Source organism: Phenylobacterium sp. RIFCSPHIGHO2_01_FULL_69_31 (assembly GCF_001824475.1).
Lineage (GTDB): Bacteria > Pseudomonadota > Alphaproteobacteria > Caulobacterales > Caulobacteraceae > Phenylobacterium.
The window spans coordinates 53,384-78,952 of record NZ_MHXN01000007.1 but is presented as its reverse complement, the minus strand read 5'-3'; the positions used below and the strand labels follow the sequence as shown (position 1 = coordinate 78,952).

22 protein-coding genes are annotated in these 25,569 nt (G+C 69.8%); 7 read left to right on the top strand and 15 right to left on the bottom strand.

Going from position 1 to position 25,569, the window contains the following annotated elements; all coding sequences use genetic code 11:
• Positions 1–82: 82 nt before the first annotated feature.
• Positions 83–2,578, top strand: a complete 2,496-nt coding sequence (locus A2790_RS04180; protein WP_293387926.1) for an ATP-binding protein — start codon at positions 83–85, stop codon at positions 2,576–2,578.
• Here the strand turns inward: A2790_RS04180 and A2790_RS04175 are convergent.
• The 6 genes from A2790_RS04175 to A2790_RS04150 form a co-directional block, all read right to left on the bottom strand.
• A complete protein-coding gene (locus tag A2790_RS04175; protein ID WP_293387924.1) occupies positions 2,575–3,948 on the bottom strand; it encodes a CehA/McbA family metallohydrolase in 1,374 nt (457 codons plus the stop codon). The two genes, A2790_RS04180 and A2790_RS04175, sit on opposite strands and share 4 nt — an antisense overlap.
• Before the next feature lie 20 nt (positions 3,949–3,968).
• The gene (locus tag A2790_RS04170; protein ID WP_293387921.1) at positions 3,969–6,476 is read right to left on the bottom strand and encodes a TonB-dependent receptor; all 2,508 of its coding nucleotides are present in this window, start codon (positions 6,474–6,476) and stop codon (positions 3,969–3,971) included.
• A gap of 175 nt (positions 6,477–6,651) precedes the next feature.
• Positions 6,652–7,800 (bottom strand): hypothetical protein, encoded by a 1,149-nt coding sequence (locus tag A2790_RS04165; RefSeq protein WP_293387918.1) that lies wholly within the window; start codon positions 7,798–7,800, stop codon positions 6,652–6,654.
• 5 nt (positions 7,801–7,805) lie between these two features.
• The gene (locus A2790_RS04160) at positions 7,806–8,213 is read right to left on the bottom strand and encodes an OB-fold domain-containing protein (protein ID WP_293387916.1); all 408 of its coding nucleotides are present in this window, start codon (positions 8,211–8,213) and stop codon (positions 7,806–7,808) included.
• A 117-nt stretch (positions 8,214–8,330) separates the two neighbouring features.
• A complete protein-coding gene (locus tag A2790_RS04155) occupies positions 8,331–8,738 on the bottom strand; it encodes a cytochrome c (RefSeq protein ID WP_293387914.1) in 408 nt (135 codons plus the stop codon).
• 2 nt (positions 8,739–8,740) lie between these two features.
• Positions 8,741–10,333 carry a flavin monoamine oxidase family protein gene (locus tag A2790_RS04150; protein WP_293387912.1) on the bottom strand — a complete coding sequence of 531 codons (1,593 nt, stop codon included), beginning with the start codon at positions 10,331–10,333 and terminating at the stop codon, positions 8,741–8,743.
• A gap of 290 nt (positions 10,334–10,623) precedes the next feature.
• On the opposite strand from A2790_RS04150, the gene A2790_RS04145 reads away from it, so the two are divergent.
• Together A2790_RS04145 and A2790_RS04140 are read left to right on the top strand one after the other, a co-directional pair.
• The gene (locus A2790_RS04145; RefSeq protein WP_293387910.1) at positions 10,624–11,505 is read left to right on the top strand and encodes a hypothetical protein; all 882 of its coding nucleotides are present in this window, start codon (positions 10,624–10,626) and stop codon (positions 11,503–11,505) included.
• A gap of 77 nt (positions 11,506–11,582) precedes the next feature.
• Positions 11,583–14,096 carry a cation-translocating P-type ATPase gene (locus A2790_RS04140; protein ID WP_293387908.1) on the top strand — a complete coding sequence of 838 codons (2,514 nt, stop codon included), beginning with the start codon at positions 11,583–11,585 and terminating at the stop codon, positions 14,094–14,096.
• Here A2790_RS04140 and A2790_RS04135 read toward each other — a convergent pair.
• Positions 14,047–14,766, bottom strand: a complete 720-nt coding sequence (locus A2790_RS04135; protein WP_293387906.1) for a winged helix-turn-helix domain-containing protein — start codon at positions 14,764–14,766, stop codon at positions 14,047–14,049. The genes A2790_RS04140 and A2790_RS04135 overlap by 50 nt on opposite strands.
• A 101-nt stretch (positions 14,767–14,867) precedes the next feature.
• On the opposite strand from A2790_RS04135, the gene A2790_RS04130 reads away from it, so the two are divergent.
• Positions 14,868–15,182: an NIPSNAP family protein gene (locus tag A2790_RS04130; RefSeq protein WP_293387904.1), complete on the top strand. Its 315-nt coding sequence runs from the start codon at positions 14,868–14,870 to the stop codon at positions 15,180–15,182.
• Between the two features lie 21 nt (positions 15,183–15,203).
• On the opposite strand, the gene A2790_RS04125 is transcribed toward A2790_RS04130, so the two are convergent.
• The 4 genes from A2790_RS04125 to A2790_RS04110 all read right to left on the bottom strand — a co-directional run bounded on the left by A2790_RS04125 (position 15,204) and on the right by A2790_RS04110 (position 18,127).
• Positions 15,204–15,371, bottom strand: coding sequence for a hypothetical protein (locus A2790_RS04125; protein WP_293387901.1), 168 nt, complete (start codon positions 15,369–15,371; stop codon positions 15,204–15,206).
• Between the two features lie 62 nt (positions 15,372–15,433).
• A complete protein-coding gene (locus A2790_RS04120; RefSeq protein ID WP_293387898.1) occupies positions 15,434–15,817 on the bottom strand; it encodes a hypothetical protein in 384 nt (127 codons plus the stop codon).
• Positions 15,814–16,836, bottom strand: a complete 1,023-nt coding sequence (locus A2790_RS04115) for a phosphotransferase family protein (RefSeq protein ID WP_293387895.1) — start codon at positions 16,834–16,836, stop codon at positions 15,814–15,816. Before A2790_RS04115 ends, A2790_RS04120 begins: the two co-directional genes overlap by 4 nt.
• Before the next feature lies 1 nt (position 16,837).
• A complete protein-coding gene (locus A2790_RS04110) occupies positions 16,838–18,127 on the bottom strand; it encodes a cytochrome P450 (RefSeq protein WP_293387892.1) in 1,290 nt (429 codons plus the stop codon).
• Between the two features lie 141 nt (positions 18,128–18,268).
• Here A2790_RS04110 and A2790_RS04105 point away from each other — a divergent pair, with 141 nt between their 5' ends.
• On the top strand, positions 18,269–19,342 hold the full coding sequence (locus A2790_RS04105) for a hypothetical protein (protein ID WP_293387889.1): 1,074 nt from the start codon (positions 18,269–18,271) through the stop codon (positions 19,340–19,342).
• 161 nt (positions 19,343–19,503) lie between these two features.
• On the opposite strand, the gene A2790_RS04100 is transcribed toward A2790_RS04105, so the two are convergent.
• The gene (locus tag A2790_RS04100; protein WP_293387886.1) at positions 19,504–20,802 is read right to left on the bottom strand and encodes a PLP-dependent transferase; all 1,299 of its coding nucleotides are present in this window, start codon (positions 20,800–20,802) and stop codon (positions 19,504–19,506) included.
• Between the two features lie 142 nt (positions 20,803–20,944).
• Here A2790_RS04100 and A2790_RS04095 point away from each other — a divergent pair, with 142 nt between their 5' ends.
• Together A2790_RS04095 and A2790_RS04090 are read left to right on the top strand one after the other, a co-directional pair.
• Positions 20,945–21,505: a cytochrome b gene (locus tag A2790_RS04095; protein ID WP_293387883.1), complete on the top strand. Its 561-nt coding sequence runs from the start codon at positions 20,945–20,947 to the stop codon at positions 21,503–21,505.
• A gap of 31 nt (positions 21,506–21,536) precedes the next feature.
• Entirely contained in the window at positions 21,537–22,232 is a 696-nt protein-coding gene (locus A2790_RS04090; protein ID WP_293387881.1) for a VIT family protein, read from the top strand.
• A 6-nt stretch (positions 22,233–22,238) separates the two neighbouring features.
• On the opposite strand, the gene A2790_RS04085 is transcribed toward A2790_RS04090, so the two are convergent.
• From A2790_RS04085 to A2790_RS04075, 3 genes are read right to left on the bottom strand one after another with little or no spacing between them, the layout of a single operon-like run.
• On the bottom strand, positions 22,239–23,198 hold the full coding sequence (locus A2790_RS04085) for a type II secretion system F family protein (RefSeq protein ID WP_293387878.1): 960 nt from the start codon (positions 23,196–23,198) through the stop codon (positions 22,239–22,241).
• A 4-nt stretch (positions 23,199–23,202) separates the two neighbouring features.
• Positions 23,203–24,162, bottom strand: coding sequence for a type II secretion system F family protein (locus A2790_RS04080; protein WP_293387875.1), 960 nt, complete (start codon positions 24,160–24,162; stop codon positions 23,203–23,205).
• Between the two features lie 3 nt (positions 24,163–24,165).
• Positions 24,166–25,563: a CpaF family protein gene (locus tag A2790_RS04075; RefSeq protein ID WP_293387872.1), complete on the bottom strand. Its 1,398-nt coding sequence runs from the start codon at positions 25,561–25,563 to the stop codon at positions 24,166–24,168.
• Between the last annotated feature and the right edge of the window lie 6 nt (positions 25,564–25,569).

The following is a 25,569-nucleotide window of genomic DNA, read 5'->3' as shown; positions in this document are numbered from 1 at the left end:
AGCATAGGTGTCGGATTTTCCGTACTTTTACCCCGCTTCAATGAACCGGGTTCAGAGTGTCGGGAGGAAGGCTCCACGCTCGATGAAATCCCTCTCCCGCCGGTTCCTGGTCAGCGTCGGCATCATGTCCCTGGTGGTGACGATCTTCGGGGCGCTCGGCGCTTTCGTCGTGTTCCAACGCGAGCTTTCGAACCGCCAGATCGGCTTCCTCGCCGACTATGTGCGGGAGCGGACCAGCAATGTGGAGCGTCGGTTCTCCAACCTGACCGCCCTGCACCAGGCCGCCGGCGAGGAACTGGAGCGCCGGATGGACCGGCTCTCCGACGCCGAGGTCGACCGGCTGGCGGACCGCTACATGCCCCTGCGGCCGGACGGGACCCGCCGCAGCCGCGACCCGTACTTCGACGGCGCGATGCAGGACGGCGAATACATCTACGGCATGGGGGCGCTGATCACCCGCGCCGAGGCGATGACGCCGGACGAGAAGCGCGCCCTGGTGGCCGTGTTCGAACTCGTGGCGAATTTCGGCCAGGCGGCGCGCAAGGACTACGACAACTTCTACTTCTTCACGCCGCCACAGACGCGGCTGGTGCTGTTCGGTCCCGACCGGCCCGACAAGCTGATGTTCTACCGGCATGAGGCGCCCGCCGACCTCGACATCTCGAAGGAGGAGATGTCGTCGCTGACCAGCCCGCAAAACGATCCGCAGCGCCTGACGCGGTGCACGAACCTCCAGCGGCTGATCCAGGACAAGGTGGGCGAGCGGCTGGCGACGGCCTGCCTGACGCCGGCCTACGTCGACGGGCGCTACGTCGGCGCCTTCGGCTCGTCCATCGAACTTACCGGATTCCTCGCCAACGCCGTGAAGACGCCGTTGCCGGGGGCGTCCTCGCTGCTGGTCACGGGCAAGGGCGAGCTGATCGCCTATCCGGGCTACACCGTGCCCGGCAAGGCGGCCGAGAGGACCGTTGCCGCGTACGAGCGCCGCCTGGGCCTGAAGGCTCTCGTGGGGGCCATCGCGAAGACCGGGCGGCATAGCGGCGTCATCGACAGTCCCGACGGCAAGCAGGTGGTGGCCTTCGGCCGCCTGACAGGTCCCGACTGGTATCTGATGCTGACCTATCCCAAGGCGTCGCTGGCCGCCTCCGCGGCGAAGTCGGCCTCATGGGTCCTGGCGCTCGGCGCCCTGGCGACCGCGCTCCAGACGGTGCTGGTGGTCTTCCTGGCCCGGCGCACGATCATCTGGCCGCTGCAGCGCCTGGCCGACTCCTGCGAGACCGACGAGGCGAACTGCCCCAACGTCGGCGCCGAAGAGCGGCGCCTCGACGAGATCGGCGTCCTGGCCCGGGCGCTGCGGGCCGAGCGCGAGAAGGTCGACGTCGCCTTTGCCTCGCTGGAAGACCGCGTGCAGGAGCGCACCGCTCAGCTGGAGCGGGCCAACGCCGAGAAGTCGCGCTTTCTGGCCAACATGAGCCACGAGCTGCGCACGCCCCTGAACGGGGTGATCGCCATCTCCGAGACGCTGTCGCGCCAGCAGGAGACGCCGCGCGGCAAGGAGCTGGCCGAGCTCATCGTCGCCTCTGGCCGCCTGCTGGAGCGGGTGCTGACCGACATCCTCGACTTCTCGAAGATCGAGGCCGGCGAGATCAAGCTTGCGCGCGACGAGTTCTCGATGACGACCCTGGTCAGCCGGATCGCCGAACTGCACCGCGCCTCCGCCGAGACCAAGGGCCTGGCGTTCCACTGGACGGTCTCGCCCGAGGCGGACCAGCGGTTCGCCGGCGATACGGTGCGCCTGACCCAGGTGCTGTCGAACCTGCTTTCGAACGCCGTGAAGTTCACCGAGACCGGCGAGGTCCGGCTGGAGGTCGACGCCGCGGGCGGGACCGTCGGTTTCACCGTCGCCGACACCGGCATCGGCTTCGGCGAGGATGTGCGCGAGCGCCTCTTCCGCCGGTTCGAGCAGGCCGACGCCTCGATCCGCCGGCGCTTCGGCGGCACGGGCCTGGGCCTGGCGATCAGCCGCTCGCTGGTCGAACTCATGGGCGGGACGATCGAGGTCGCCTCGGAGCCGGGGCGCGGCTCCACGTTCTCCGTGCAGGTGCCGCTGGAACCGGTCGAAGGCGAAGCCGAAGCGGTCGAGGAGGATCCTTCCGAGGGCTTCGACATCTCGGGCGCCCGCATCCTCCTGGCCGAGGACCACCCCACCAACCAGAAGGTGGTGCAGCTGGTGCTGGGCTCGGTCGGCATCGATCCGGTCATCGTCGAGAACGGCCGCGAGGCCCTTGAGGCCCTGCAGGCCGCCCGGTTCGACGTGGTGCTGATGGATATGCAGATGCCCGAACTGGACGGCCTCTCGGCCACCAGCCAGCTCCGCGCCCGGGAGCGTGAGCAGTCGTCGCCGCGGACCCCGGTCATCATGCTCACCGCCAACGCGCTGGACGAGCACGTGAAGGCCAGTCTCGAGGCCGGCGCCGACCAGCACCTCTCCAAGCCCATCCGCGCCGACGCCCTGATCGAGGCGATCGTCCGCGCCATGGCAGAGGGCGAGGCGCACCGCGACGAGGCGGCGGCCTAGTCCAGGTAGACCGGGTTCCCCAGCAGCCAGAGCTTGCCGTCCGGACCCCGCACATCGACGCGGAGCCAGCCCTTCCGTCCCGCCAGGTCGAACGTGCGGGACGTGTCCTCGCCAAGCGGCGCCGCATCGGACAGGCCGGCCGCGGCCGACCCTGCGAACATCAGCCGCCCGCCCGCCGCCTTGGCCACCCGGACCGAGAGTGCTCCGCCTTCCGCACGCACGTCGAGCAGGCGATCCCGCGTGCCCTGCACGTCCACGAATGTGCGGCCCTGGCGAATGCCGTCCAAGATGGCGTCCTGGCTGAGGTTCTCCGCCCAGACCACGGTCGTGGGCGTCCCGACCCCACGCGCGGGCGGCAGGTCGGCGTCGTGATTGTCCGACCCGCCGACGGCGGTGATCCGGAAGCCCGCGTTCAGCCGCGCCTCCCAGAAGGCGATCCCGGACAGCGGACCCTCGCTGTTCACCCCGTTGATCGCCTCGATCGCCGGGATGCGCGCGAAGTCGGTCTTCGCCGTCCAGCCGCAGCCCATGCAGACTTCGCCCGAAGGCAGGCCCGGGTGGTTGATGGAGATGAGCCCCTTCGCCGCCTCCACCTGGTCCAGGATCCGGCTCAGGTCGGGCGCCCGCTGGCCGCCCAGCTGGAAGTCGAGCGGCGCCGTGACGCCGAACACGTTGGCGTGGCCGTGGAAGGTGGTGATCTCCCGGCCGGGGATCAGCAGCAGGTCGTCGTAGTAGGGCTGCAGCTCGGCCAGGTCCTGGAAGTGGGCCGTGGTGTTGTGTTCCGTCACCGCCACGAAATCGAGCCCGCGCGCCGTCGCCGCCTCCAGCGTCCGGAACAGCGGGCAGGGAATGCGCTTGCCCGTCCGCGAGCCGCACGAACCGTCCGAATGCTGGGTGTGCATGTGCAGGTCGCCGCGATACCAGCCGGGTCCCGTCTTCAGCGGCGCCTCGGCGAAGCCGTGGAACACCGGGCTGCGGTCCAGGGTGATCGTGGCGGTGTAGTCGGCGCGGCCGTCCTTGCGCAGGTTGGGGACGCCCAGGATCAGCTTCCACTCGCCGGCCGGCAGTGGCCCGGGCAGGTAGGACGGTGTCGCCCACGTCTCGGTCAGGGTGAACCTGGCCTTGTTGCCGCCGCTCCAGCCACGCAACCGCTGCGGGTCGCGGATGCCTAAGTCGATCACCGACTTCTGGTCCTTGCCCGTATAGGCGAATTCCACGGTCACCGACGCGGTCCCGGGCGGGACCTTGAACGGGACCTCACGATAGGTCTGGTGGTCGGCCCCGGTCATGACGCCGGTGAGCGTCAGGGTCTCGGCGGCGGCCGGCAAGGCGACGAGCGCGGCGGCCGAAGCCACCGCGCCCGCGATCATCGAAATGAGCCGGCCCCGCATCAGAAGCGGTATAGCACGGCGGCCTTGAACGTCCGGCCCAGCTCCGGACGGGCCAGGTAGTACTTCGCCCCCGTCTCGCCCGAGATGAACTGACCGGCGCGGGGGTTGCCCTCGGTCAGGCCGATCTCGTTGGTCAGGTTCGTGCCATAGGCGTGGACCGTGAGCTGGTCGGTGACGTTCCAGCGCACCTGGGCGTTCAGCAGGTAGTAGTCCGGGATGGTCAGGGTGTTGGCCAGGTCCGAGAACCGCTTGCCGTAGTACTGCAGGTCCAGCTCTGCGCGGACGCGACCGTCGAACAGGTTCACGCCGGGCGTCACCCGCAGGCTGACCTTGGGCGTGCGGACGATGGTGTTGTCCGTGAAGTCGCGTGCGCGCAGGCAGTCCGTTCCGGCGGTCAGCGTGTCGCTGGGCAGAGGGCAGGCGCCGCCAACCTTCGCCACCCGCTCGTTGAAGATGAACTTGCCTAGGTGCGGGTCCTGCACCGTGGCGTTCAGGCTCACGTCGAACCAGTCGGTCGGCCGCGCTGTGCCTTCCAGCTCGACGCCGTAGGTCTCGGTGGAGGCGAACTCGGTGCGGCTGATGAAGCTGTTGGTGGCCTGGTCGTACCGGGTCTCGCCGAAGCTCTGGCTGTCGAACTTGGTCAGGAAGGCGGTCAGGTAGGCCGTGAACATCGGCCGGTCGACCTTGACCCCGGCCTCGTACAGGTCGCTGGTCGACGGCCGCGGCGAGGTGTTCGTCGGGTTGGTGATGAAGTCGCCCAGCGAGGGCAGGCGGAAGCCCTTGGTGTAGCGGGCGTAGGCGCCGAAATCGGGCGAGAACTGGTAGTTCACGGCGACCGTCGCGCCCCAGTCGTCGAAGCTGCGGTCCAGGGGCGTGAAGACGCCGTTGCCGCTGATCGCCTGGTCGTCCGCCAGCGTCGGGGACTGGTTCAGGTTGATCGTCGAGCTTCCCTCGTTGCGGCCGGTCAGTTCGATCCGCTCCCAGCGGGCGCCGAAATCGATGCGCAGCTTGTCGGTGATGTTCCACTCGTCGGCCGCGTACAGCGCCCAGGTCTCGGACTCGCCCTCGGCGTTGTTGAACTGGCTGCCGTACCGCGAGAAGCCGTTCTCGGTCATCTGCGCCACGGTGGCGCCGGCGGCGTTCACGAAGCTGAGGTTAAGGAGGCGGGCGTTCTCGCGCACATCCACCAGCACCGCGGCGCCCTGCTGGAAGAAGGTCTCCTCGGCCTTGGCGTAGTAGATGCCGAACGCCACGTTGTGCCGCTGGCCGCCCATCTCGAAGGTCCGGGTGAAGCGCAGGTCGTTGATCGTTTCGTCCAGGGTGATGTCCTGCGTGCGCAGGAAGGCGTCCATGACGAGGCCCGTGCCGTTCTGGTTCGCCACGTCGAAGGCTTGGCCGCCGTTGACGTAGGTCAGCCGGCCGACGCTGCCGGCCGGGGCGCGGCCCTGGTCCTGGGCGATCCGCGCCGACGCCAGCACCGGCGTGTTGGGGAAGAACGCCGAGCGGGTCAGGTCGCTGGTGCGATAGCGGAAGCCGTTGCGGATCTGCCAGCCGGCCAGGTCCAGCGTTCCCGACAGAGTGTACTGCGTCAGCTTCAGGTCAGAGCCCTTGGTCTGGTCGAACAGGAAGGGGCCGCGGTTGGTGCGGAAGGTCAGCTTGCCGGTCTCCGGGCCCGCCAGGGTGCCGGTGGTGGCGTCGAAGCCGGGGATCTCGGCCGTATCGCCCTTGGAATCGAAGGTCAGCGGCACCGGCAGGTAGAAGATCGTGTTGTCGTCGATGTGCTTGACGTTGAAGTCGATCGAGCCGTTCTCGAAATCACGCCCCACCTGGAACCGGACCTGCCCACCCTTGTTGGCGTCGAAGCCCGGGTCGCGCACGCCGTCGTCCTGGCGGTAGTAGCCGCCCAGGCCCAGGCGGAAACCTCCGACCACGCCGCCCATCCAGGCGTCGCCCCGCCAATAGCCCCAGTCGCCGACCTCGGCCTTGGCCAAGCCTTCGAAGGGCTGGGTGGCCCTGCGGGTGATGAAGTTGATCGTCCCGCCCGGCGCATAGGAGGCGAAGATCGAGGAGGGGCCGCCGCGGACCACCTCCACGCGGTTCACCGTCTCGTCCATCCGGAACGAGAAGTCGGTGTTGAGGAAGCCCAGGCCGCCGTCGTGCTGCACCGGCAGGCCGTCTTCCTGCAGGGCGATGGCCGCGAAGCCCTCGATGGGGATGCCCCGGGCGCGGATGTTGGCGCCGCCCACGCCGCCGGACGCCTCGACCCACAGGCCGGGCACGTTCTTCAGCACCTCCGCCACGCTGGGCGGGGACTGCATGCGCAGCTTCTCCTCGGAGACCGTTGTGATGGCGTACGAGGCCTCGATCCGCTTCTGGGCTTCCGAGCCGGCGCGCCCGGTGACGACCAGTTCCTCGACCGTACCGGCCTCATCGGCCTCGGCGGCCTGGGCGGCGGACGCCAGCGAGAGGACGGCCGCCGAGGCGGCGGCGAGCAGCGCGAACTTCATGGTGGGATCCCCAGCTTTCGAAACTGGGGGCCGCCTTAGGGATGGATGTTATCGATTACACGACAGTGGGATGTCAGCTCCGATGCGATGCGCCGGAGCCACAGTCCATCCGGCAAGCGAGAACGCGCGCTTCTCCTCTCTGGCGGCGAGGAAAAGCGCGCGATCGCCGACGCCCCTACGGCGCCTCGTTCGAAAAGATGATCGTCCCCGAGGCGGCGAACATCCCGCCCACGCCGTGACAGACGCTGATCTTTGCGCCCTCCACCTGCGCCGGGGCGATCCCGCGCATCTGCCGCACGCTCTCCTGCAGGGCGTACATGCCGTACATGCCGGAGTGCATGTAGCTGAGCCCGCCGCCGTTGGTATTGAGTGGCAGGCTCCCGCCCGGCGCGGTGTTCCGCTCGCGGACGAACGCCGCCGCCTCGCCCGGCTTGCAGAAGCCCAGATCCTCCAGGCCGTACAGGGGCAGGTGAGCGAAGGCGTCGTAGATCATCAGGTGATCGACGTCGGCGTGGCCGATGCCGGCCGTTTCGAACGCCTTCTTCCCCGAGACTTTGAACGCCGTGGACGAGGTGAAGTCGTACATCTGCGACACCATCGGCGTCTCGACGCTCTCGCCAGCGCCCAGCACATAGACGGGCTTCTGCGGGAAGTCCTTGGCCCGCTCGGCGGACGTCAGGATCAGCGCGCCGCCCCCGTCCGTGACCAGGCAGCACATCAGCTTGGTGAAGGGCCAGGCGATCATGTCGGCGTTCATCACGTCGTCGACCGTCAGCGGGTCCTTGTACGAGGCCCGCGGATTCTTCGCCGCCCATTCCCGCTGGATCACCGCCACCGGCGCCATGTCCTCGGGTTTGAGGCCATAGGTCTTGAGGTATCGGAGCACCGGGACCGTGAACATGCTGGGCGGCCCGACGGGACCGTAGGGCATTTCGAACTGGCCCTGCAGGCTCGCGGGCGAGCGCGGCCAGCCGCCGGCGCCGACGCGGGAGCGGCCGCTCTCGCCGTGGGTGATCAGGATGGTGTTGGCGAGGCCCGCGTTGATCGCCGCCGCCGCGTGCCGCACGTGGAGCATGAACGAGCAGCCGCCGACGCTGGTGCCGTCGGCGTAGGTGGGCTTGATCCCCAGATAATGCGCCAGCTCCACCGGGCTGATCCCGGCGGTCGCCACGCCGTCGATGTCGGAGGGCTTCAGGCCGGCGTCGGCCATGGCGTTCAGGGCGGCGTCGGCGTGCAGGCCGATCACGGAGACCTCCGGGATCTTGCCCATCTTCGTGGTCTCGGCGGCGCCGACCACGGCCACGGATTTCTGTTTCCAGCTCATGACGCTTAGCCCTCCGCCGGGGCGAAAAGCGGAAGGGTGATGTCGTCGGTCTGCTTGGCGAACGACACCTTCAGGGGCATGTCGAGCTGCAGGGCCTCGGGCGTCTGCGGACAGTCCACGATGTTGGTCATCATGGTAGGTCCCTCAGCCAGCTTCACCACGGCGATGGCGTAGGGCTCGGTCCCCATGTCGGGGCGCGGGCGCTGGTTGATGACGTACGACCACAAGATGGCCTCGCCGCTGGCCTTGTAGACCTCGACGTCGCGGCTGCCGCACTTGGGGCAGAACGGGCGCGGCGGGAAATAGCTGTCGTGGCAGGAGGTGCAGCGCTGGAGGCGAAGCTCGCCTTCCTTGCACCCGTCCCAGAAATGTCTCGTCTCCGGAGTCGGCTCCGGCAACATGCGTGGGGGCATCCTGAAATCCGTCCCTTCGAAATTCCGGTTTGTTTTGGCCTGCGAAATAGCAGGCGCGCCAGGAAAGACGAGACGGGCGCGGTTGTCACGCGCCGAACGGGATGCCCCTGCGGCAGGCTAGAACCGGCTGGTGGGCCGCTGGCCGAAGGCCTCCACGTCGGCGGCCGTCACCGGCTCCTTGAAATCGTTGCCGAAGTGCGAGCGCAGGTAGGTGAGCAGCGCCTGGGCCTGGTCCTTGGAGAGGGCGTCCTTGAACCAAGGCATGCCGCCCTTCCCGTTGGCGACGATGTAGGCCGCGTAGGCTGTGGTCCCCAGGCGCGGGTTGTTGGCCAGGGCCGGGAAGGCGCCTGCGCCGACGGCGCCCTTGGCGTCGGCCATATGGCAGGCCTGGCAATAGGTCCGGTAGACCTCCTCGCCGGTCCTGGCGACAGGCGGCTTGCTGCCCCCGGGGCCGGGCTCGTCGGCCAGGGCGGGTCCGGCCAAGGCGGCCGCGGCGATCAGGGCGCTCAGGAAACGGTGCGTCATGCTCAGGCCTCCAGGGCGCGCTTGTGCAGGCGGGTGATGGCGTCGAGGGCCGACAGCAGCGAGCCTTCCATCCAGCAGCCGACGTAGGAGGCGTGCTCGCCGGCCAGGACGACCCGGTCCTCCAGCGCCACCAGCTCCTGATAGTGCTCGCGTCGGGTGTCCTCGTTCCAGCGGGCGCAGCAGCCGAGCACCCAGGGAACCCGGTTCCAGGCCACCGAGGCGCCGTTCAGGAACTCCTTGCGGTACTGCTGCGGGTGGAAGACCGAACCCTGGGCCAGGGCCACCTCGATCCGCTCCTCCGGCGTCATCCCGCCCAGCCGGTAGCCCCCCGGCCCGCCCGCGAACGCGCCCAGCAGCACCGCCGGCCCGTCCTGGAAGAAGTTGTTGTTCGGGTAGGAGATCAGGCCGATCTCCTGGCTCGTGAAGGAATGCCCGCCGAAGATGTCCTGGTCCTCTTCCCAGAACCGGCGGCGCATCTCCAGGCCGACCTTCACCGAGTTGGAATAGGGCACCGCCGCGATGGCGGCCTGTTTCTTCTCCGACAGGTTGTTCTCGATCTGGCTCAGCACGGTCAGCGGGATGGTGCAGACGCAGAAGTCCGCCTGGGCCGTCGTCACGGCCCCCTTCAGGGTGTCGGTATAGGTCACCGAGACCCCGGACTTGTCCTGGAAAAGCTTGGTCACCTTGGCGTTGTAGGTGATCAGGTGGCCCACCTTCTTGGCGAAGCCCTCGCCGATCTTCCCCATGCCGCCCACCGGCTGGAACATCGTGGTCTGGAACTCGTCGTTCATGAAGAACGACATGTTCGCTGCGATGCCCGACCTCAGCACCTGGTCGAACGGCAGCAGGTCCGAGGGCTTGGGCGCGCCGTTCACCCCGCCGCCGGGCGGCAGCTCGAAGCCACGGTGGCTCGAAGACGCCATGCCCTTCACGTAGCGCATGTCCTTGTCGAGCATGCCCCAGCCGCGCAGCGCCTCCTTGAGACGGTCGGTGTCCTCGGGCGTCAGCTTGGCGTCGAGGGCCTTCTGGTCGATGGCCTTGCCCAGCAGCTCGGCGATGTTGCCCTCGAAGTCCGCGGCCAGCGAGCGGAACCGCTGCGGCGTGCCGCCAAAGGCGTCGACGTTGTGGACATAGGTGTTGTGGTTGAACTGGATGAACGGCTCCAGCGCTACGCCGAACGCCTTGCAGTAGTGCAGCAGGGTCTTGTGGTGGTGGGGAATCCGCCAGGGCCCGGGGTTCAGGTAGTTGCCCTTGGCGAAGCCGACGGTCTGCGTCGCCCCGCCCATCTCCGTGTATTTGTCGCCGCCATACAGGGACCAGTTTCGGCCGCCGGGGCGGTTCTGGAATTCCAGGATCTGGACCTTGTAGCCGGCCTTCTCCAGCTCGAACGCCGCCAGCATCCCGGCCAGGCCCGCGCCCAGCACGATGACGGTGGAGCCCTTGCGTGCGCCCGAAAGGTTGGGCGGCCCGGGGAAGCGCGTCTCGGCCGCGTGGCCGAAGGTCGTCATCATCTGATAGACCGCCGCGGTCCCGCCCATCAGACCGATCGCGTTCAGCAACTGCCGCCGCGTCGGCGTCCGCCGTCCCGTGTCCATACGCACCCCTCGCTCGCCCGTGTTCTTGGCATCCGGCCTACAGAGGTCGGCTGGGCCGTGGGGAGTGAGACTGCGCGCCGCGTGCCGGGAATCCTACCGGATGCTGAGAAATGGGCGCGGGCTGGTCAGCGGATGGGCAAGGGACGCGACGAGAGGGTCGTTACATTCGCAACCCGAGGCCACCCAGCGATAAAATGACGCTGTTCAAGTTCGGCGGTTCGAGGCGATAGTGGGCTGCTGGCGAAGGACGGGCGCCGGCGACGATGTCGAATTGCGCCCGGGGAAGACGCTTGCCCAACCTTGACCTATCCGCCCTCAATGGGGCCGAGCTGCGCCGACTACTGGACTCCTCGCGCGAGCGGGGCTTGGCCACGCAATCCTATCAGATCCTCGAGGAGATGGCCCGACGCCGCGAGGCGGGGCCTCAGAGGCGATCGCGCCGTCCGGCAGAGCCGCGGGTCATCTCGATGGAGCTCGGCGATCCGCTGGAGCGCCGCGACGACTTCGCCGAAGCCGAGCCCGAGCCGCCGCCGGATCCAGCCGCGAACCTGACGCTGGGGCGAGCGCCACGCGAAGGCCGCCGCCGCTGGGGCCTGCCCGCCGGGACGTTCGTGGCGGGCGCCGCCATGGGCGTGGCCCTGGGCGCCTGGTTGGCGAGCGGCGGCGCCGAGACGCCGTCGTCGTCCGCGGAACTGGCGGTCCTGCAAGCCGAGATCGCGGCCCCGACACCCATAGATGCGCCGGCCCCGCCGACGGTCGAGCCGGCCCCGGCCGCCGAGCCCCCAGCGCCCGACATGGCGGAGACCTCTGCGGCGCTGCCCACCTCCGAAGCGCCGGAAGCCGCTGCTCAGTCTGAGACCACGCCGGAGGCCGCTGAAGAGCCGCCACAAGCTTCGACGGCCGAGGCCGAGGGTTGCCTGGCCGCGGCCGAGACCCCGGCCGACCGCACGATCTGCGCCGACCCAGATCTCCAGCGACTGCAGCGCGACCTTCGGCGCGCCTATGCCGAGGCCATCGAGGCCCATGCCGACCGGACGATCCTGCGCCAGCGGCAGCTTGCCTGGCGCGACGCGCGCAGCCCCGTGACGGACCCCGCCCGTCTGGCGGCGCTTTACGAGGAGCGCATCCGCAAGCTGAACGCCGCCACCGAGGATGCGCGACGCCAGCGCTAGGCGCCTGACCTGCATCAAGGCGAAGGCCGTGCTAGTCGGGGAAGAGGCCCAGCCGCCGCACGAAAGAGCTTCCGCCGATGAGCGTCCCTTCCGGTCCGGACCCGCTCACGGGCCTCAGCGACGAGGAGGCCGCGCGGCGCCTTGAGGTCGTCGGGCCCAACGAGATCGCGACCGGTGGCGGCCGGTCGATCTGGCAGATCGCCCGCGAGACCATGCGCGAGCCGATGTTCCTCCTGCTCATGGGAGCGGCCCTGCTCTATCTGGTGGTCGGCGACCTGGGCGAGGGGCTGTTCCTGGTCCTGGGCGCCGCCGCCGCCATCGGGCTGGTGATCGCCCAGGAAGCGCGCAGCGAACGCGCCCTGGGCGCCCTGCGCGAGCTCGCGCAGCCGCGTGCGCGCGTCATCCGCGGCGGGGCCGAGCGGCATATCGCGGCCCGCGACCTCGTTCCCGACGACATCCTGCTGATCGGCGAGGGCGAGCGCCTGCCGGCCGACGGGGTGCTGGTGTCGGGAGACGTGCTCAGCGTCGACGAGTCAGCGCTCACCGGCGAAAGCGCGCCGGTCTCCAAGCAGCCGTCCGTGGACGCGCCCGACGCCGATCCCGTCCCCGGGGCCGAGACGGGCCCCTACGTCTTCGCCGGAACGATGGTGGTGCGCGGCCAGGGCGTCGTCCGGCTGACCCGCACGGGCCCGGCTTCGGCCCTCGGCCAGATCGGCGCGTCGCTGGCCGAGATCGTCCAGGCGCCGACGCCGCTGCAGAAGACCGCCGCGCGCCTGGTCGGCCTGCTGGGGATCGTGGCGCTGGGGTTCTGCGGCGTCATCGTGGTCGCCTATGGCCTGATGCGCGACGACTGGATGGGCGGGGCCCTGGCCGGGATCACGCTGGCGATCTCGCTGATCCCGGAAGAGTTCCCCATGGTGCTGGCGGTCTTCATGGCGCTGGGCGCCTGGAGGCTGGCGACCCACCAGGTGCTGGCCCGGCGGGGAGCGGTCATCGAGACCCTGGGCGGCGCCAGCGTGCTGTGCGTGGACAAGACCGGCACCCTCACCGAGAACCGCATGCGGGTGGCGCGCGTCTGGACGCCCGCCGCCGACACGCCCATCGCCGACGGGACCCCGGCCGATGGTCCCGCCGCCGAGGTGCTTCGCGTCGCGGCGCTGGCCTCGGCGGTCCGGCCCGTGGACCCGATGGACAAGGCCGTCAGGACCCTCGGCGGCGAACGGGCGGCCCTCGGGGTGGCCAGCCCCGAACCCGAGCGGGCCTGGCCCCTGATCCCGGGACGGCTGGCCGTGGTGCAGCTCTGGCCGCTGTCGGACGGCGGGCGGATCGCGGCGGCCAAGGGCGCGCCCGAGGCGATCTTCCGCCTTTGCCGTCTGGATGAGGGCGAGATCGAGCGCCTCCAGGGCGTGATCCACGCCTACGCGGAGGCGGGCCTTCGCGTGCTGGGCGTCGCCCAGGCGCAGGTCCAAGCCTGGACCGCCGACGACCCCGCCGACGTCCGGTTCGACTTCGCGGGCCTCCTGGGCTTCCTGGACCCGCTTCGTCCCGACGTGCCGGCCGCGCTCGCCGAGGCGAAGGGCGCCGGCATCAAGGTGGTGATGATCACCGGCGACCATCCCTCCACCGCCCTCGCCATCGCGCGTTCAGCCGGCATCGACACCGAGGCCGGCGTCCTGCTGGGCCAGGACGTCGAGGACCTGCCGTTCGAGGCGCTCTGCCAGAAGCTGCAGACGGTCCGCGTGTTCGCCCGCATCGTGCCCGCCCAGAAGCTGCGCGTCGTCGAGGCCCTCAAGGCGGACGGCGAGGTCGTGGCCATGACCGGCGACGGCGTGAACGACGCCCCGGCGCTGGAGGCCGCCCATATCGGCGTGGCCATGGGCCGGCGCGGCTCGGACGTGGCGCGCGAGGCCGCGGACCTCGTCCTGCTGGACGACAGTTTCGCCAGCATCGTCGGCGGTGTCCGCCTGGGCCGGCGGATCTTCGCGAACCTTCGGCGCGCGCTGACCTACATCACAGCCATCCACGTGCCCATCGCCGGCCTGGCGCTGGCGCCGGTGCTGCTGGGCCTTCCGCCCCTCCTGTTGCCGATGCACGTGGTGCTGCTGGAGCTGGTGATCGACCCGACCTGCTCCCTCGTCTTCGAGGCCGAGCCCAGCGAGGCGGGCGCGATGAAGCGCAAGCCCCGCCGGCCGGACGAGCCGCTGTTCGGCCCGGCCCAGATCGGGCTCGCGCTCCTGCAGGGCGCCGGAGTGCTGGCGGCTGTGCTGGCCGTCTATCTCTGGGCGCTGCCGCAGATGGTCGAGGCCCAGGCGCGCGGCGCGGCCTTCGGGGCCCTGGTCCTCGCCAACCTGGTGCTGGCCCTGACCGACAGCGCCGCGTCGGGCCGGATCTTCGTCCCGCAACACCGGACCTACTGGACCATCGCCGGGGCTGTCGCGGCGGCCATGACACTGGTGGTGGCCGTGCCGTTCCTCGCCGACATGTTCAAGGTGGCCCTGCCGGGATGGCAGGCCATCGGCGTCGCGGTGGCCGCCGCGATGGTCAGCGGGGGCTGGCCCGTGCTGCTGCGGCTGGGACGTCCGGCGCGATAGGGCCGAAGGTGCGCTCGAACGCCAGGAGGCCCGGCGCGCTGAAGGCGACGACGCGGGTCCCGTCCACCCGGCGGGCCCAGCCCAGCGCATAGATCCGCGCCAGCAGCGCTGCGCCCAGGACGCCGGCCAGATGGCTGCGGCGGACGCTCCAGTCGAGACAGGCCTTGCACAGCGGGCGGCGCCCGGTCTCCTCCCAGGCCGCCCCAAAGTCGCGGGCGAAGGCGCGCCCCGTATCCGTGAGCACCAGAGAGCCGGCGTGCTCGGCGATCCGGCCCTGGGCGACCAGGGCGTCCAGCATGGCCACGCCGGCGTCGCCGGCCAGGTGGTCGTAGCAGACGCGGGCCCGGCGCAGGGCCGGATCCTTCGGTCCGGGCCGGGTGCGCATGTGACCCGCGCGGCCGGCCAGGATCGCGAGCTGCTCCATCACCTCGGCCACATCGAGGCTCGCCAGGACGAAGTAGTTGTGGCGGCCCTGATGGCGGCGGGTCAGCAGGCCGCCGGCCTCCAGCTTGGCGAGGTGCGCGCTGGCGGTCTGGGGCGTGACGCCCGCCTCCCGGGCCAGTTCGCCGGCGGTAAGCGCCTGCCCGCCCATCAGCGCCGACAGCATGTTGGCCCGCGCCGGATCTCCCAGCAGGGCGGCGATGCGGGTGATGTCCGGCCCAACCTTCATCGGGCCAGCATAGCCGCTGGCGCGCGAGGACGCTTCGTCCGCGAGCGAAACCCGGATGCGCCGGGGGCGGCTATCCCGCAGGCCCTCAACCGGAGCCCGCCATGACCGTCACCTGCTGCATCCGCTATGTCATCGATCCCTTCCAGCGCGACGCCTTCGAGGCCTATGCGCGGAACTGGCTGACCATCATTCCGGCCTGCGGCGGCGACCTGATCGGCTACTTCCTGCCGCACGAGGGGACCAACAACGTGGCGCTGGCGCTGATTTCGTTCGACAGCCTGGCCGCCTACGAGGCCTACCGCACGCGCCTGAAGACGGACGCCGCCGGCGCGGCGAACTTCGCCATGGCTCAGCAGATGCGGTTCATCCTGTCCGAGGAGCGGACGTTCCTGACGCCCGTCGCGCCCGCGACGTGAGCCCGCGGCCGGCCCCGGCCGCTAGCTGCGCAGGGTGTTCTCGGCCTTCATGGCCGCATGCGCCTGGCGCAGCACGGCCGCGGCCTCGTCGATGATGTCCTGGAACAGGTCGAGCTGGCGCTCGTACTCGCCGCTCTTGAGCTTTTCGATCACCGGATCGACCGGCTGGAGCTTCGCGTTCGCCGCCATCACCCACCTCTCTTGTTGTGGCGGATTTTGCGCGCGGTAGGGCTTCCCCCCGATTAACGGGCCTACACCGGCGCTGTGGATAACTTGCGGCGCTCGGTCGCAGCCACCAGTTCGGCCCAGATCGCATCCTGCCGGGCCTGGTCGCCCGCCGCCTCCGCGGCCGCATGGGCTTCGATCAGCGCGGCGCGCAGCCGGTCGTTCTCGGCCTGGAGCACCGAAAGGCGCAGGTCCGCATCCTCCCCGGTCTCGCCCAGCAGGGCGCGGACGGCCCGGTTCTCCTCCACCAGGATATGCGCCTGCCGGTCCCAGACCTCGCCCGCCACCATCAGCAGCATGGCCGAGAGTGACAGGTCCGAGGCGCGCTCGGGCTCCGGCACGCCCGGCATGGCGTTCTTCATCAGGAGGCCGGCCAGTTCGGCCAGCACGGGGGGCACGGGCGGGTTCATAGGCGTCCCATCACCTGCAGCATGGCCCGGTCCTGCGCGTTGATGAGCCACCAGGCGGGGTAGATCATGATCGGCGCCCGGTTGCCCCCGCGGTTGAAGGCGGCGGCCGAGCCCACCCAGATGCCCTGGCCCTTCACGCAGTTGAACAGAATCCACCAGTGCAGGGCCGCCGGGTCGGCTTTCAGCCCGCTGGCGTGTTCCCAGATGGCGACCGCCTCGTCGGGGCTGGCTAGCCCGCCGGCCCGTCCGGCGCGGCCGAAGCTCCAGACCGGCTGCAGGCTCCAGCCCAGGTCCTCCAGCGGATCGCCCAGGTGGCTCATCTCCCAGTCCAGCACGCCTTGGATGTCCCCCGCCGCGTCGAACAGGAAGTTGCCGGTCCGGAAGTCGCCGTGGACGACGCTCAGCTTCTGCGCCGGCGGCGGCGGGTTGGCGCGCAGCCAGCGGATGGCGGCGCGGGTGACGGGCAGCGGCTCGGCCTGGTCCTTGTCGATCAGGGCTTCCCAGTGGTCGAGCTCGCGCCGCCAGCAGGCGTCGAGGGCCGGCGCCTCCATCCACCGGGCGAGCGGCGCCGGGTCGGCCCGGGCGATCTCGCCCAGGATGGTCCACTTGCGCTCGGCGACCTTGGGCAGGACGGCGTCGTAGGCGCCGGAGAGCAGCATCTGCGGCGAGGCCTGGAAGCCCGCGATCTCCTCGGCGACGAAGAACGGATGGTCGAGCGCCGCCTCGCCTTCCTCCAGCCACAGCATCTCCGGCACCGGCACCGCTGTGCCGGCGAACGCGCGGTACGCCTCGAACTCCACCCGGCGCTCGGTGTCGATCAGGCTGGCGGGTGGATCGCGGCGCAGGATCAGCCGGCGTTCGCGTGCGGCCGCGCCCTCTGTCCAACTCAGCACGAAACGATAGGTCTCGCGGCTGGCCCCGCCCGAGATCCGCTCCAGGGCCGACACCGCGACATCGCTCGCCCCCGGCATCTTCCCGGCGATGTAGGCCGCCAGCCGCGGCTCGAGCGGATGGCTCACGTCAGGCCATCTTGAAGCGGATCGGCAGGCGCTTGGGACCGTTCACGAACACCGCCTGGCTGTTGGCCGGCTCCCCTGCCAGTTCAACGGATTCCAGCCGCGGGATCAGTTCCTCCCAGAGGATCCGCATCTCCATCTTGGCCAGGTGCTGGCCGAGGCACAGGTGGGCGCCATAGCCGAACGCCAAGTGCTTGTTGGGCTTGCGGTCCACCCGAAACTCGTCGGGCGCCTCGAACACCGCCTCGTCGCGGTTGCCCGAGGCGTAGCAGAGCATCAGCCAGTCATCCTTCTTCATCGACCGGCCGGCGAACTCGGTGTCGGCGGTGACCGTGCGCATGAAGGTCTTCACCGGCGTCGTCCAGCGGATGCTCTCGTCCACCAGGCCGGGGATCAGCGACGGGTCCGCCTTCACCTTCCGAAACTCGCCCGGATTTTCCGCTAGAGCCCACATGGCCCCGCCCGTGGACGACGAGGTCGTGTCGTGCCCGGCCGTCGCTACGATGATGTAGTAGCTCATCGCCTCCAGGTCCGAGATCGGGGCCCCGTCGATCTGGCTGTTGGCGATGACGCTGGCCAGGTCGTCGGTGGGATTGGCTCTGCGCGCCTCCGACAGGGCCCGGAAATAGTTCGAGAAGTCGACGATCACGCCGAAGTCGAAGTCGCGGTCGGGCGCATCCACGAACGTCGCGGCCTGGCCGCCGCGACCCAGCTCCGGATCCGCAGCGCCGAACAGCTCCTGGGTCAGCTTCAGCATCCGGGGCTCGTCGCTCTCCGGCACGCCCAGGATCTCCATGATCACGTGCAGCGGGAAGTGCAGGGCCACCTCGTTGACGAAGTCGCACTCGCCGCCCTTGGCCGCCATCTTGTCGACCGAGGCGCGGGCGATCACCCGGATGCGGTCCTCCAGCTTCTTCAGGTTCTGGGGCATGAACCAGGCCTGGGTCAGGGCGCGGTACTTGTGATGGTCCGGCGCGTCCATGTGGATCAGGGTGCGCAGCAAGTGCGGGCTGCCGCCCATCATCTCGCGCACCTTCTTGTCCACCGCCTGGCTGGTCAGGGTGGGCGAGCGATCGCCGTTATGGAACAGGTCGTTCTGGCGGCTGATCTCCAGGATGTCGGCGTGCCGGGTGGCCACCCAGAACGGATCGACGCCTTCGATCTTGGCCACCCCCATCGGCTCGTTCTGCCGAAGCCAGCGATAGCTCTCGTGGATCGTGCCGTCGGCATAGGCGGCGGGCGTGGCCAAGCTGTCGGCCAGCGGCTGCGGAATCCGGTGGTCGGAAGCGGTCATGACACCCATCGCAAATTCGTCGCCGGCCTGACGCGAGGTCATGCGGGACGACGCCTCTCGTTGTTCTTATCGTGGCGATGTTGATACCCCCACGCGACGGCCCGCAAGCATGACCGCGCGTCAACCGGAGGCGCCAGATCGATGCTCACCAAGGGCGACGACTACCCGATCCACCAGACCCCGGAGCCGATCGCCTATGCGGGCTCGGACCGGAATTTCTACGACCGCTATTTCTTCAACGCCTACGCCCAGGACGGATCGGCCTTCGTCGCCGTCGCCTACGGGGTCTATCCGGCTCTGAACGTGGCCGACGCCCACATCGCCATCGTCAAGGATGGCAAGGAGCGCTGCCTGCACGCCTCGCGGGTCTTGGGGCTGGAACGGATGGACCTGAGCGTCGGGCCGATCAGCATCGACATCCTGGAACCGCTGCAGAAGCTCAAGGTCACGGTGACCAAGGCCGAGGGGATCGCCGGCGAGATCGTCTTCGAGGGCCGCGCCTTTCCCATCGAGGAGCCGCGGTTCGTCAAGCGCAACGGGCCGCGCCTGTTCATGGACTACACCCGCCTGACCCAGAACGTCCGCGCCTCGGGCTGGCTGGAGGTGGACGGCGAGCGGATCGAGGTCTCCGGTTGGGTCGGCACCCGCGACCGCTCCTGGGGTATCCGCCCCGTGGGCGCGCCCGATCCTCAGCCGACGCCGGGCGCCGGGATCACCGGCTTCTTCTGGCAGTGGTCGCCGCTGAACTTCCAGGACCGCAGCGTCTATTTCCACATCAACGCCGACCCGGACGGCAAGCCCTGGAACACCCGGGCCGTGATCCTCGAGGACGGCGCGGGCCCCGACGGCGGCTATCACACGGACGCGGCCACCATGGCCACCGAACTGATCCCCGGCACGCGCCACGCCAAGGGCGGGGTCCTGACTATCCCGATGGAGCAGGGCGCCGCCACCGTGAAGATCGAGCCGCTGAACACCTTCCTGATGAAAGGCATCGGCTACGGCGGCGAGTGGCGGCACGGCGCCCTCAAGGGCGAACTGGCCGTGGCGCGCGAGGACATCGACGTCGCCAACTTCGACCCCAACGACATGAGCAACCTGCACATCCAGGCGATCAGCAAGGCGACCCTGTCCGTCCCGGGCCAGCCCGACCAGCAGGGCGTCGGCGTCTTCGAACAGCTCATCCTCGGCCCCTACCGGCCGCTGGGATTCTAGGCCTGGGCGCTGGGCCGTCGCGCTCAGCGCGCCGCAGGCGCTGTCTTCACCGCCAAGACGCCAAGTTCGCCAAGAGGCCTCAGCGACTGCAGCGCCTTGGCGTTCTTGGCGTCTTGGCGGTCGACTTGAGGCGGCGCTGGCGCGCCGCCGTGGTGGACGCCCTACGCCCCCGCCGCCGTCAGCGCCTGCTCCAGGTCGGCGAGGATGTCGTCGATATGCTCGATGCCGATGGAGAGGCGCACATAGCCGGGCGAGACGCCCGTGGCGGCCTGCTCCTCGGGGCTGAGCTGGGAGTGGGTGGTGGACGCGGGGTGGATGGCGAGGCTGCGCGCGTCGCCGATGTTGGCCACGTGGTAGAACAGCTTCAGGGCGTCGATAAACCGGCGGCCGGCCTCGACGCCGCCGGCCAGTTCGAAGCCCAGCAGGCCGCCCTGGCCGCCTTTCAGGTACCGCTCCGCCCGCGCCTGGGCTTCGCCGGACTGCTGCGAGGGATGGATCACGCGGGTCACGCCCGCCCGGCCGGCCAGGTGCTTCGCCACCGCCGCGGCATTGGCGCAGTGCCGCTCCATCCGCAGCGCCAGGGTCTCGACGCCCTGCAGCAGCTGGAAGGCGTTGAAAGGGGACAGCGCCGCGCCCAGGTCGCGCAGCAGGATCACCCGCGCGCGCAGGATGTAGGCGATGGGGCCGAGCGGCTTCACCGCCTGAGTCCACACCGCGCCGTGGTACGAGGGGTCCGGCGTGTTGAGCAGGGGCTGGCGCTCGGCGTTCGCCTCCCAGTCGAAGGCGCCCCCGTCGACGATGATGCCGCCGATCGAGGTGCCGTGGCCCCCCAGGTACTTGGTGGCGGAATAGACGACGATGGCCGCGCCATGCTCCAGCGGGCGGCAGAGCAGCGGGGCGGCGGTGTTGTCCATGATCAGCGGGATGCCGAACTCGCGGCCGATGGCCGCCACCGGGGCGATGGGAAACACCTCCAGCTTCGGATTCGGCAGGGTCTCGGCATAGTAGGCCCGCGTGCGGGCGTCGGTGGCGCGGCGGAAGTTCTCCGGGTCGGAGGGATCGACGAAGCGGACCTCGATCCCCTGGTCCTTCAGGGTGTTGGCGAACAGGTTCCAGGTGCCGCCGTAGAGGGCGGTGGAGCTGACGATATTGTCCCCCGCCCGCGCCAGGTTCTGCACCGCATAGGCCGAGGCGGCCTGGCCGGAGGCCACCGCCAGCGCTGCGACGCCGCCTTCCAGCGCGGCGATCCGCTGCTCCAGCACGTCGGTCGTGGGGTTCATGATCCGCGTGTAGATGTTGCCCAGCTCGGAGAGGGCGAACAGCGAGGCGGCGTGGTCGGCGTCGCGGAACTGGTAGGAGGTGGTCTGGTGGATCGGCACCGCCACCGAGCCCGTCGTCGGGTCCGCGCGCCAGCCGGCATGCACCACAAGGGTTTCGGGACGCAGGGTGTTGGCGGACATGTTCGTTACTCCTCAGGCGCGTTCGCCTCTCGCTTAGCCGCCCGCGGGGCCATGGGCCAGCCTGGCGGCGCCCCGGCCTTGAGCGAGGTCAAAGGCCGCTGCGCCTGCGCAACCTAGGCTGTGGCCGAAAGTGAGTTTCGCCATGTCCCTTATCAACACCCGCGCCGCCTACGGCTGGGCCGCCATCGCCCTGCACTGGATCAGCGCGGCGGGGGTGGTGGCCCTCTATCTGCTGGGCGAACGGATGGAAGAGGCGCCGGATCGCGCCGCGAAGCTCGCCGCCCAGAACCTCCACGTCTCGGTGGGCATGCTGCTCGTCACGTTCCTGGTCGCGCGGCTGCTCTGGAGCGCGTCGCAGCCGCAGCCGCGCCCGTTGGAGCGCAACCGCTGGCTCCGGATGCTGGCTCATGCGGTCCAGGGGCTGTTCCTGCTGATGATCGCGGTGCTGGTGGTGACCGGCCCGCTGGCGATCTGGTCGGCCACCCGGCCGATCCTGGTTCTGGACCTCTTCAGCATCCCCAGCCCGTTCCCGACGCGGATCGACTGGCTGCACGAAGCCTGCGAAACGGTCCACGGGGCCGCCACCAAGCTGTTCTGGCCGCTGATCGTCCTTCACGTGGCCGGTGCGCTGAAGCACCTCGTCGTCGACCGCGACGGCACGCTGCAACGGATGCTCTGGGTCAGGGGCGGCGGTTCGGCCTAGGCTGAGCGTCATCGCAGCGGAGGACGGTCCCATGATCCGGCCACATCGGGAAATGCATCTGGTCGCCCGGATCGGGTGGCTGCGCGCCGCGGTGCTGGGCGCGAACGACGGCATCGTCTCGACCGCCAGCCTGATCGTCGGGGTCGCGGCGGCCGCCCAGGGGCGGACGGAGATCCTCGTCGCCGGGGTGGCGGCCCTCGTCGCCGGCGCCATGTCGATGGCCGCGGGCGAATACGTCTCGGTGAGCTCCCAGGCCGACACCGAGCGCGCGGACATCGCCCGCGAGACGCAGGAGCTGGCGACGCAGCCGGGGTTCGAATTGCAGGAACTGGCCGACATCTATGTCGCGCGGGGCGTAGAGCCCGCGCTGGCGCGGGAGGTTGCGGCCCAGCTCATGGCCAAGGATGCGCTGGGCGCGCATGCCCGCGACGAGTTGGGAATCTCCGAGGTGACGACCGCCCGTCCCGTACAGGCTGCTCTTACATCGGCGCTGACCTTTGCAGGCGGCGCGGCGCTGCCCCTGGCGGCCGCAGCTTTCGCGCCCCCGTCGGTCATCGTGCCGGCGGTCTCCGCGGCGGCCCTCGTGTTTCTCGCCCTCCTGGGCGGGGTGGGCGCCAGGGCGGGCGGGGCGCCGATCGGCAAGGCGGTGCTGCGGGTCACCTTCTGGGGCGCGCTGGCCCTGGCGATCACCGCCGGCGTCGGCGCCGTGTTCGGGGTCGCCGCCTGACGAGGCCTACTTGTCGCCGAAGACGTGCGACAGGCGGGCGATCGCCGGCAGCATCAGCGCCCCCAGCAGTGCGGGGAAGATGAACAGGATCAGCGGCACGGTCAGCTTGGCCGACAGACCCAGGGCCTTCTCCTCGGCGCGGAGCATCCGCTTCTGCCGCATGTCGGTGGAGAACACGGACAGGGTGTCGCCCAGGCTGGTGCCCATGTCCTCGGCCTGCCGCAGCATGGTGGCCAGCGCGCGCGCGTCATCGATGCCGAGGCGGTCGGCGAAGGCTGACCAGGCATCCTTGCGGGCCCGCCCGGCGCGAAGCTCGAGCACCAGGAAGCGAAGGTGGACGGTCAGGGTCGGATAGCGGCGCTCCAGTTCCTCGGTGACCCGGGTCACCGCGGCGTCCAGCGACAGGCCGGCCTCGACGGACGCCACCAGCAGGTCCAGGAGGTCGGGGAAGCCTTCGGAATATTCGCGCTCACGGCTGGTCTTGCGGTGCTTCAGCACCCACTCGGGTCCGTAGAGGGCGACCAGCGAGACGACGACGGCCAGCGCCAGGCCGCCCATGTTGCCGCCCTTCTTCGCCAGAAGCATCGGCAGGGTGAGGACCACGGCCAGGGTCGCGGCCGCAACGGCGGCGGCCTTGATCCCCAGGAAGATCACCGGCGCCTCGCGGCTGTAGAAGCCCGCCTGCATCAGCCGTGAGCGGAGCAGGGAGACCTTGGCGGGATCGCGCACCGCGCTCTGCTGGCCGAGGCGGCGCACCGTGCCCATCAGCTGTTCGCCGAGGCCGCCGCCGGACTTCTCCACCAGCGGCTCGACGCCGCGGACCGGTCCTGTCGCGCCCGCGCCCGCCAGGCGGCTGCGCCGCAGCGCCCGCACTCGCAGCTCGCCGATGCCCAGCACGGCGACCCCGCCGACCGCGCCGACGGTCAGGACCAGGCCGACCAGATAGATGATCGTCTGAAGATCCATGGATTCAGATCCGCATGTCGATCATGCGCCGCATGATCATATTGCCGACGAAGATCCAGAACCCAATCGCCGCCAGGCCATAGCGGACGAGCGGCTCGTGGATCACCTCGCCGTAGAACTTGGGCGACAGCAGCATGATCGCCCCCATCGCCACGAAGGGCGCGGCGGTCAGGATCATCGCCGAGGCGCGGCCTTCCGAGGACGCGGCCTGGATCTTCATCCGCATCTTGTGGCGGTCGCGCACCGTGTTGGCGTTCAGCTTCAGGAGACCCGTCAGGTTGCCGCCGGTGCGCTCCTGCAGGCGCACGGTGGCGGCGAATAGGTCCATGTCGGCGTGCTGGCAGCGCTCGGACATGCGCTCGACCGCCTGTTCCATGGTGGCGCCATAGGCGATCTCGTCGGCGGCCATGCCGAATTCGGTGCCGATCGGGTCGGCCATTTCCCGGCCCACCAGCGCCACCGCGGCCGGCACCGGGTGGCCGGCCTCCAGCGAGCGGACGATGATGTCTAGAGCCTGCGGCAGCTGAAAGCCCAGGGCCTTGCTGCGGGCGTTCGCTTTGAACTTCAGCACGCCCAGCGGCACGAGGACGCCGCCAATCACAGCCCCGGCCAGCGCGGCCAGCGGGGACTTGGTCGCCAGGCCCAGGCCCGCGGCGGCCAGCAGGGCGGCGGCGCCCACATAGGTCAGCCACTTCTTCTGGTCGTATGGCAGGCCGGACGCGACGATGAGATTGGAGAGCCAGCGCAGGCTCTGGGAGCGCGAGCCGCTGGCCGTGAGGCCGCGCTGCTTGCGCAGCTCGACTACCAGGGCCGAGACGCCCTCCACCTTCTCGCCGACCTTCAGGCGCTGGTTCAGCTTGCGCTTCTGGGTCGCGACCGACAGCAGGCCGGTCAGGCCCTGCACGCCCGCGAAAACGGCCGCGCCGATCATCACCATCACGATGGTCTTGGCGTCGATCGCCATGGCTCAAAGCGCCTTGTTCGGATCGAAGTTGGAGGTGTCGTACGGGATGCCGCGGCGCAGCATCTCGTCCAGGCAGCGCGGGCGCAGGCCCGTCGCCCGGTGCTCGCCGTGGACGGTGCCGTCCGCGTCGGTGTGGGTGCGGTTGAACAGGAAGATGTCCTGCATCTGCACGACGCTGCCTTCCATGCCGACGATCTCGGTGACGTGCGTCACTTTCCGCTTGCCGTCCGACAGGCGGTTGACCTGTACGACCAGGCCGACGGCGGCGGCGATCTGATAGCGCACCGCGTCCGGGCCGATGTTCATCCCGCCCATGGCGACCATCTGTTCCAGGCGGCTCACGGCCTCGCGCGGGTTGTTGGAGTGGATGGTGGCCATCGAGCCTTCGTGACCCGTGTTCATGGCCTGCAGCATGTCGAAGGCTTCTTCGGAACGCACCTCGCCGAGGATCACCCGGTCCGGCCTCATCCGCAGGGCGTTCTTCACCAGCTCTCGCTGGCGGATCTCGCCCTTGCCCTCGATGTTCGGCGGACGCGTCTCCATGCGCACCACGTGCGGCTGTTGGAGCTGCAGCTCCGCGGCGTCCTCAATGGTGATCAGGCGCTCGCCTTCGCTGATGGCGGCCGACAGGGCGTTCAGCAGGGTGGTCTTGCCCGAGCCCGTGCCGCCCGAGATGACGGTCGAGACGCGGCTGCGGACGGCGCCGTACAGGAACTCGGCCATCCCCGGGGTCATGGCCTTGAACTCGACCAGCTTCTCCAGTGTGAGCGGCTTCTTGGAGAACTTCCGGATCGAGACCGAGCAGCCGTCGATCGCGATCGGCGGGATCGCCGCGTTCACCCGGCTGCCGTCCGCGAGGCGGGCGTCGACCATCGGCTGGCTCTCGTCGATCCGGCGGCCGACGCCGGCGACGATCCGCTGCACGATGCGCAGCAGGTGGTCGTTGTCGCGGAAGCGGATGGGCGTCAGCTCCAGCTCGCCGCGCCGCTCCACATAGACCTGGAAGGGGCCGTTGATCAGGATGTCGTTGATCGACTCGTCCTTGAGCAGCGGCTCGATGGGGCCAAGGCCCACCATCTCGTCGTAGATCGAGGCGCCGAGCTCGGCCAGCTCCTTGGTGTTCAGCGCCATGCGCTCGGCCTGGGCGAACTGGGTCACCAGGTTCAGCACCTGCCGGCGGAGCTCGCCTTCCTCCAGCTTGTCCAGCTTGGAGAGGTCCAGTTCGTCGATCAGGCGGCCGTGCAGCCGAAGCCTCAGGTCGAGGTTGGCGTCGCGGGGCGGCCCCTTGGACTTGGGTTCCGGCTTGGGCGCGGGGGCCGGCGCGGCCGCGGCGGCCTGGGGCTGCGGTTGCGGCTGGGCGGCCGGGGCGGGCTGCGCGCGGGCGAGGCTGAAACGACCCATCGTGGT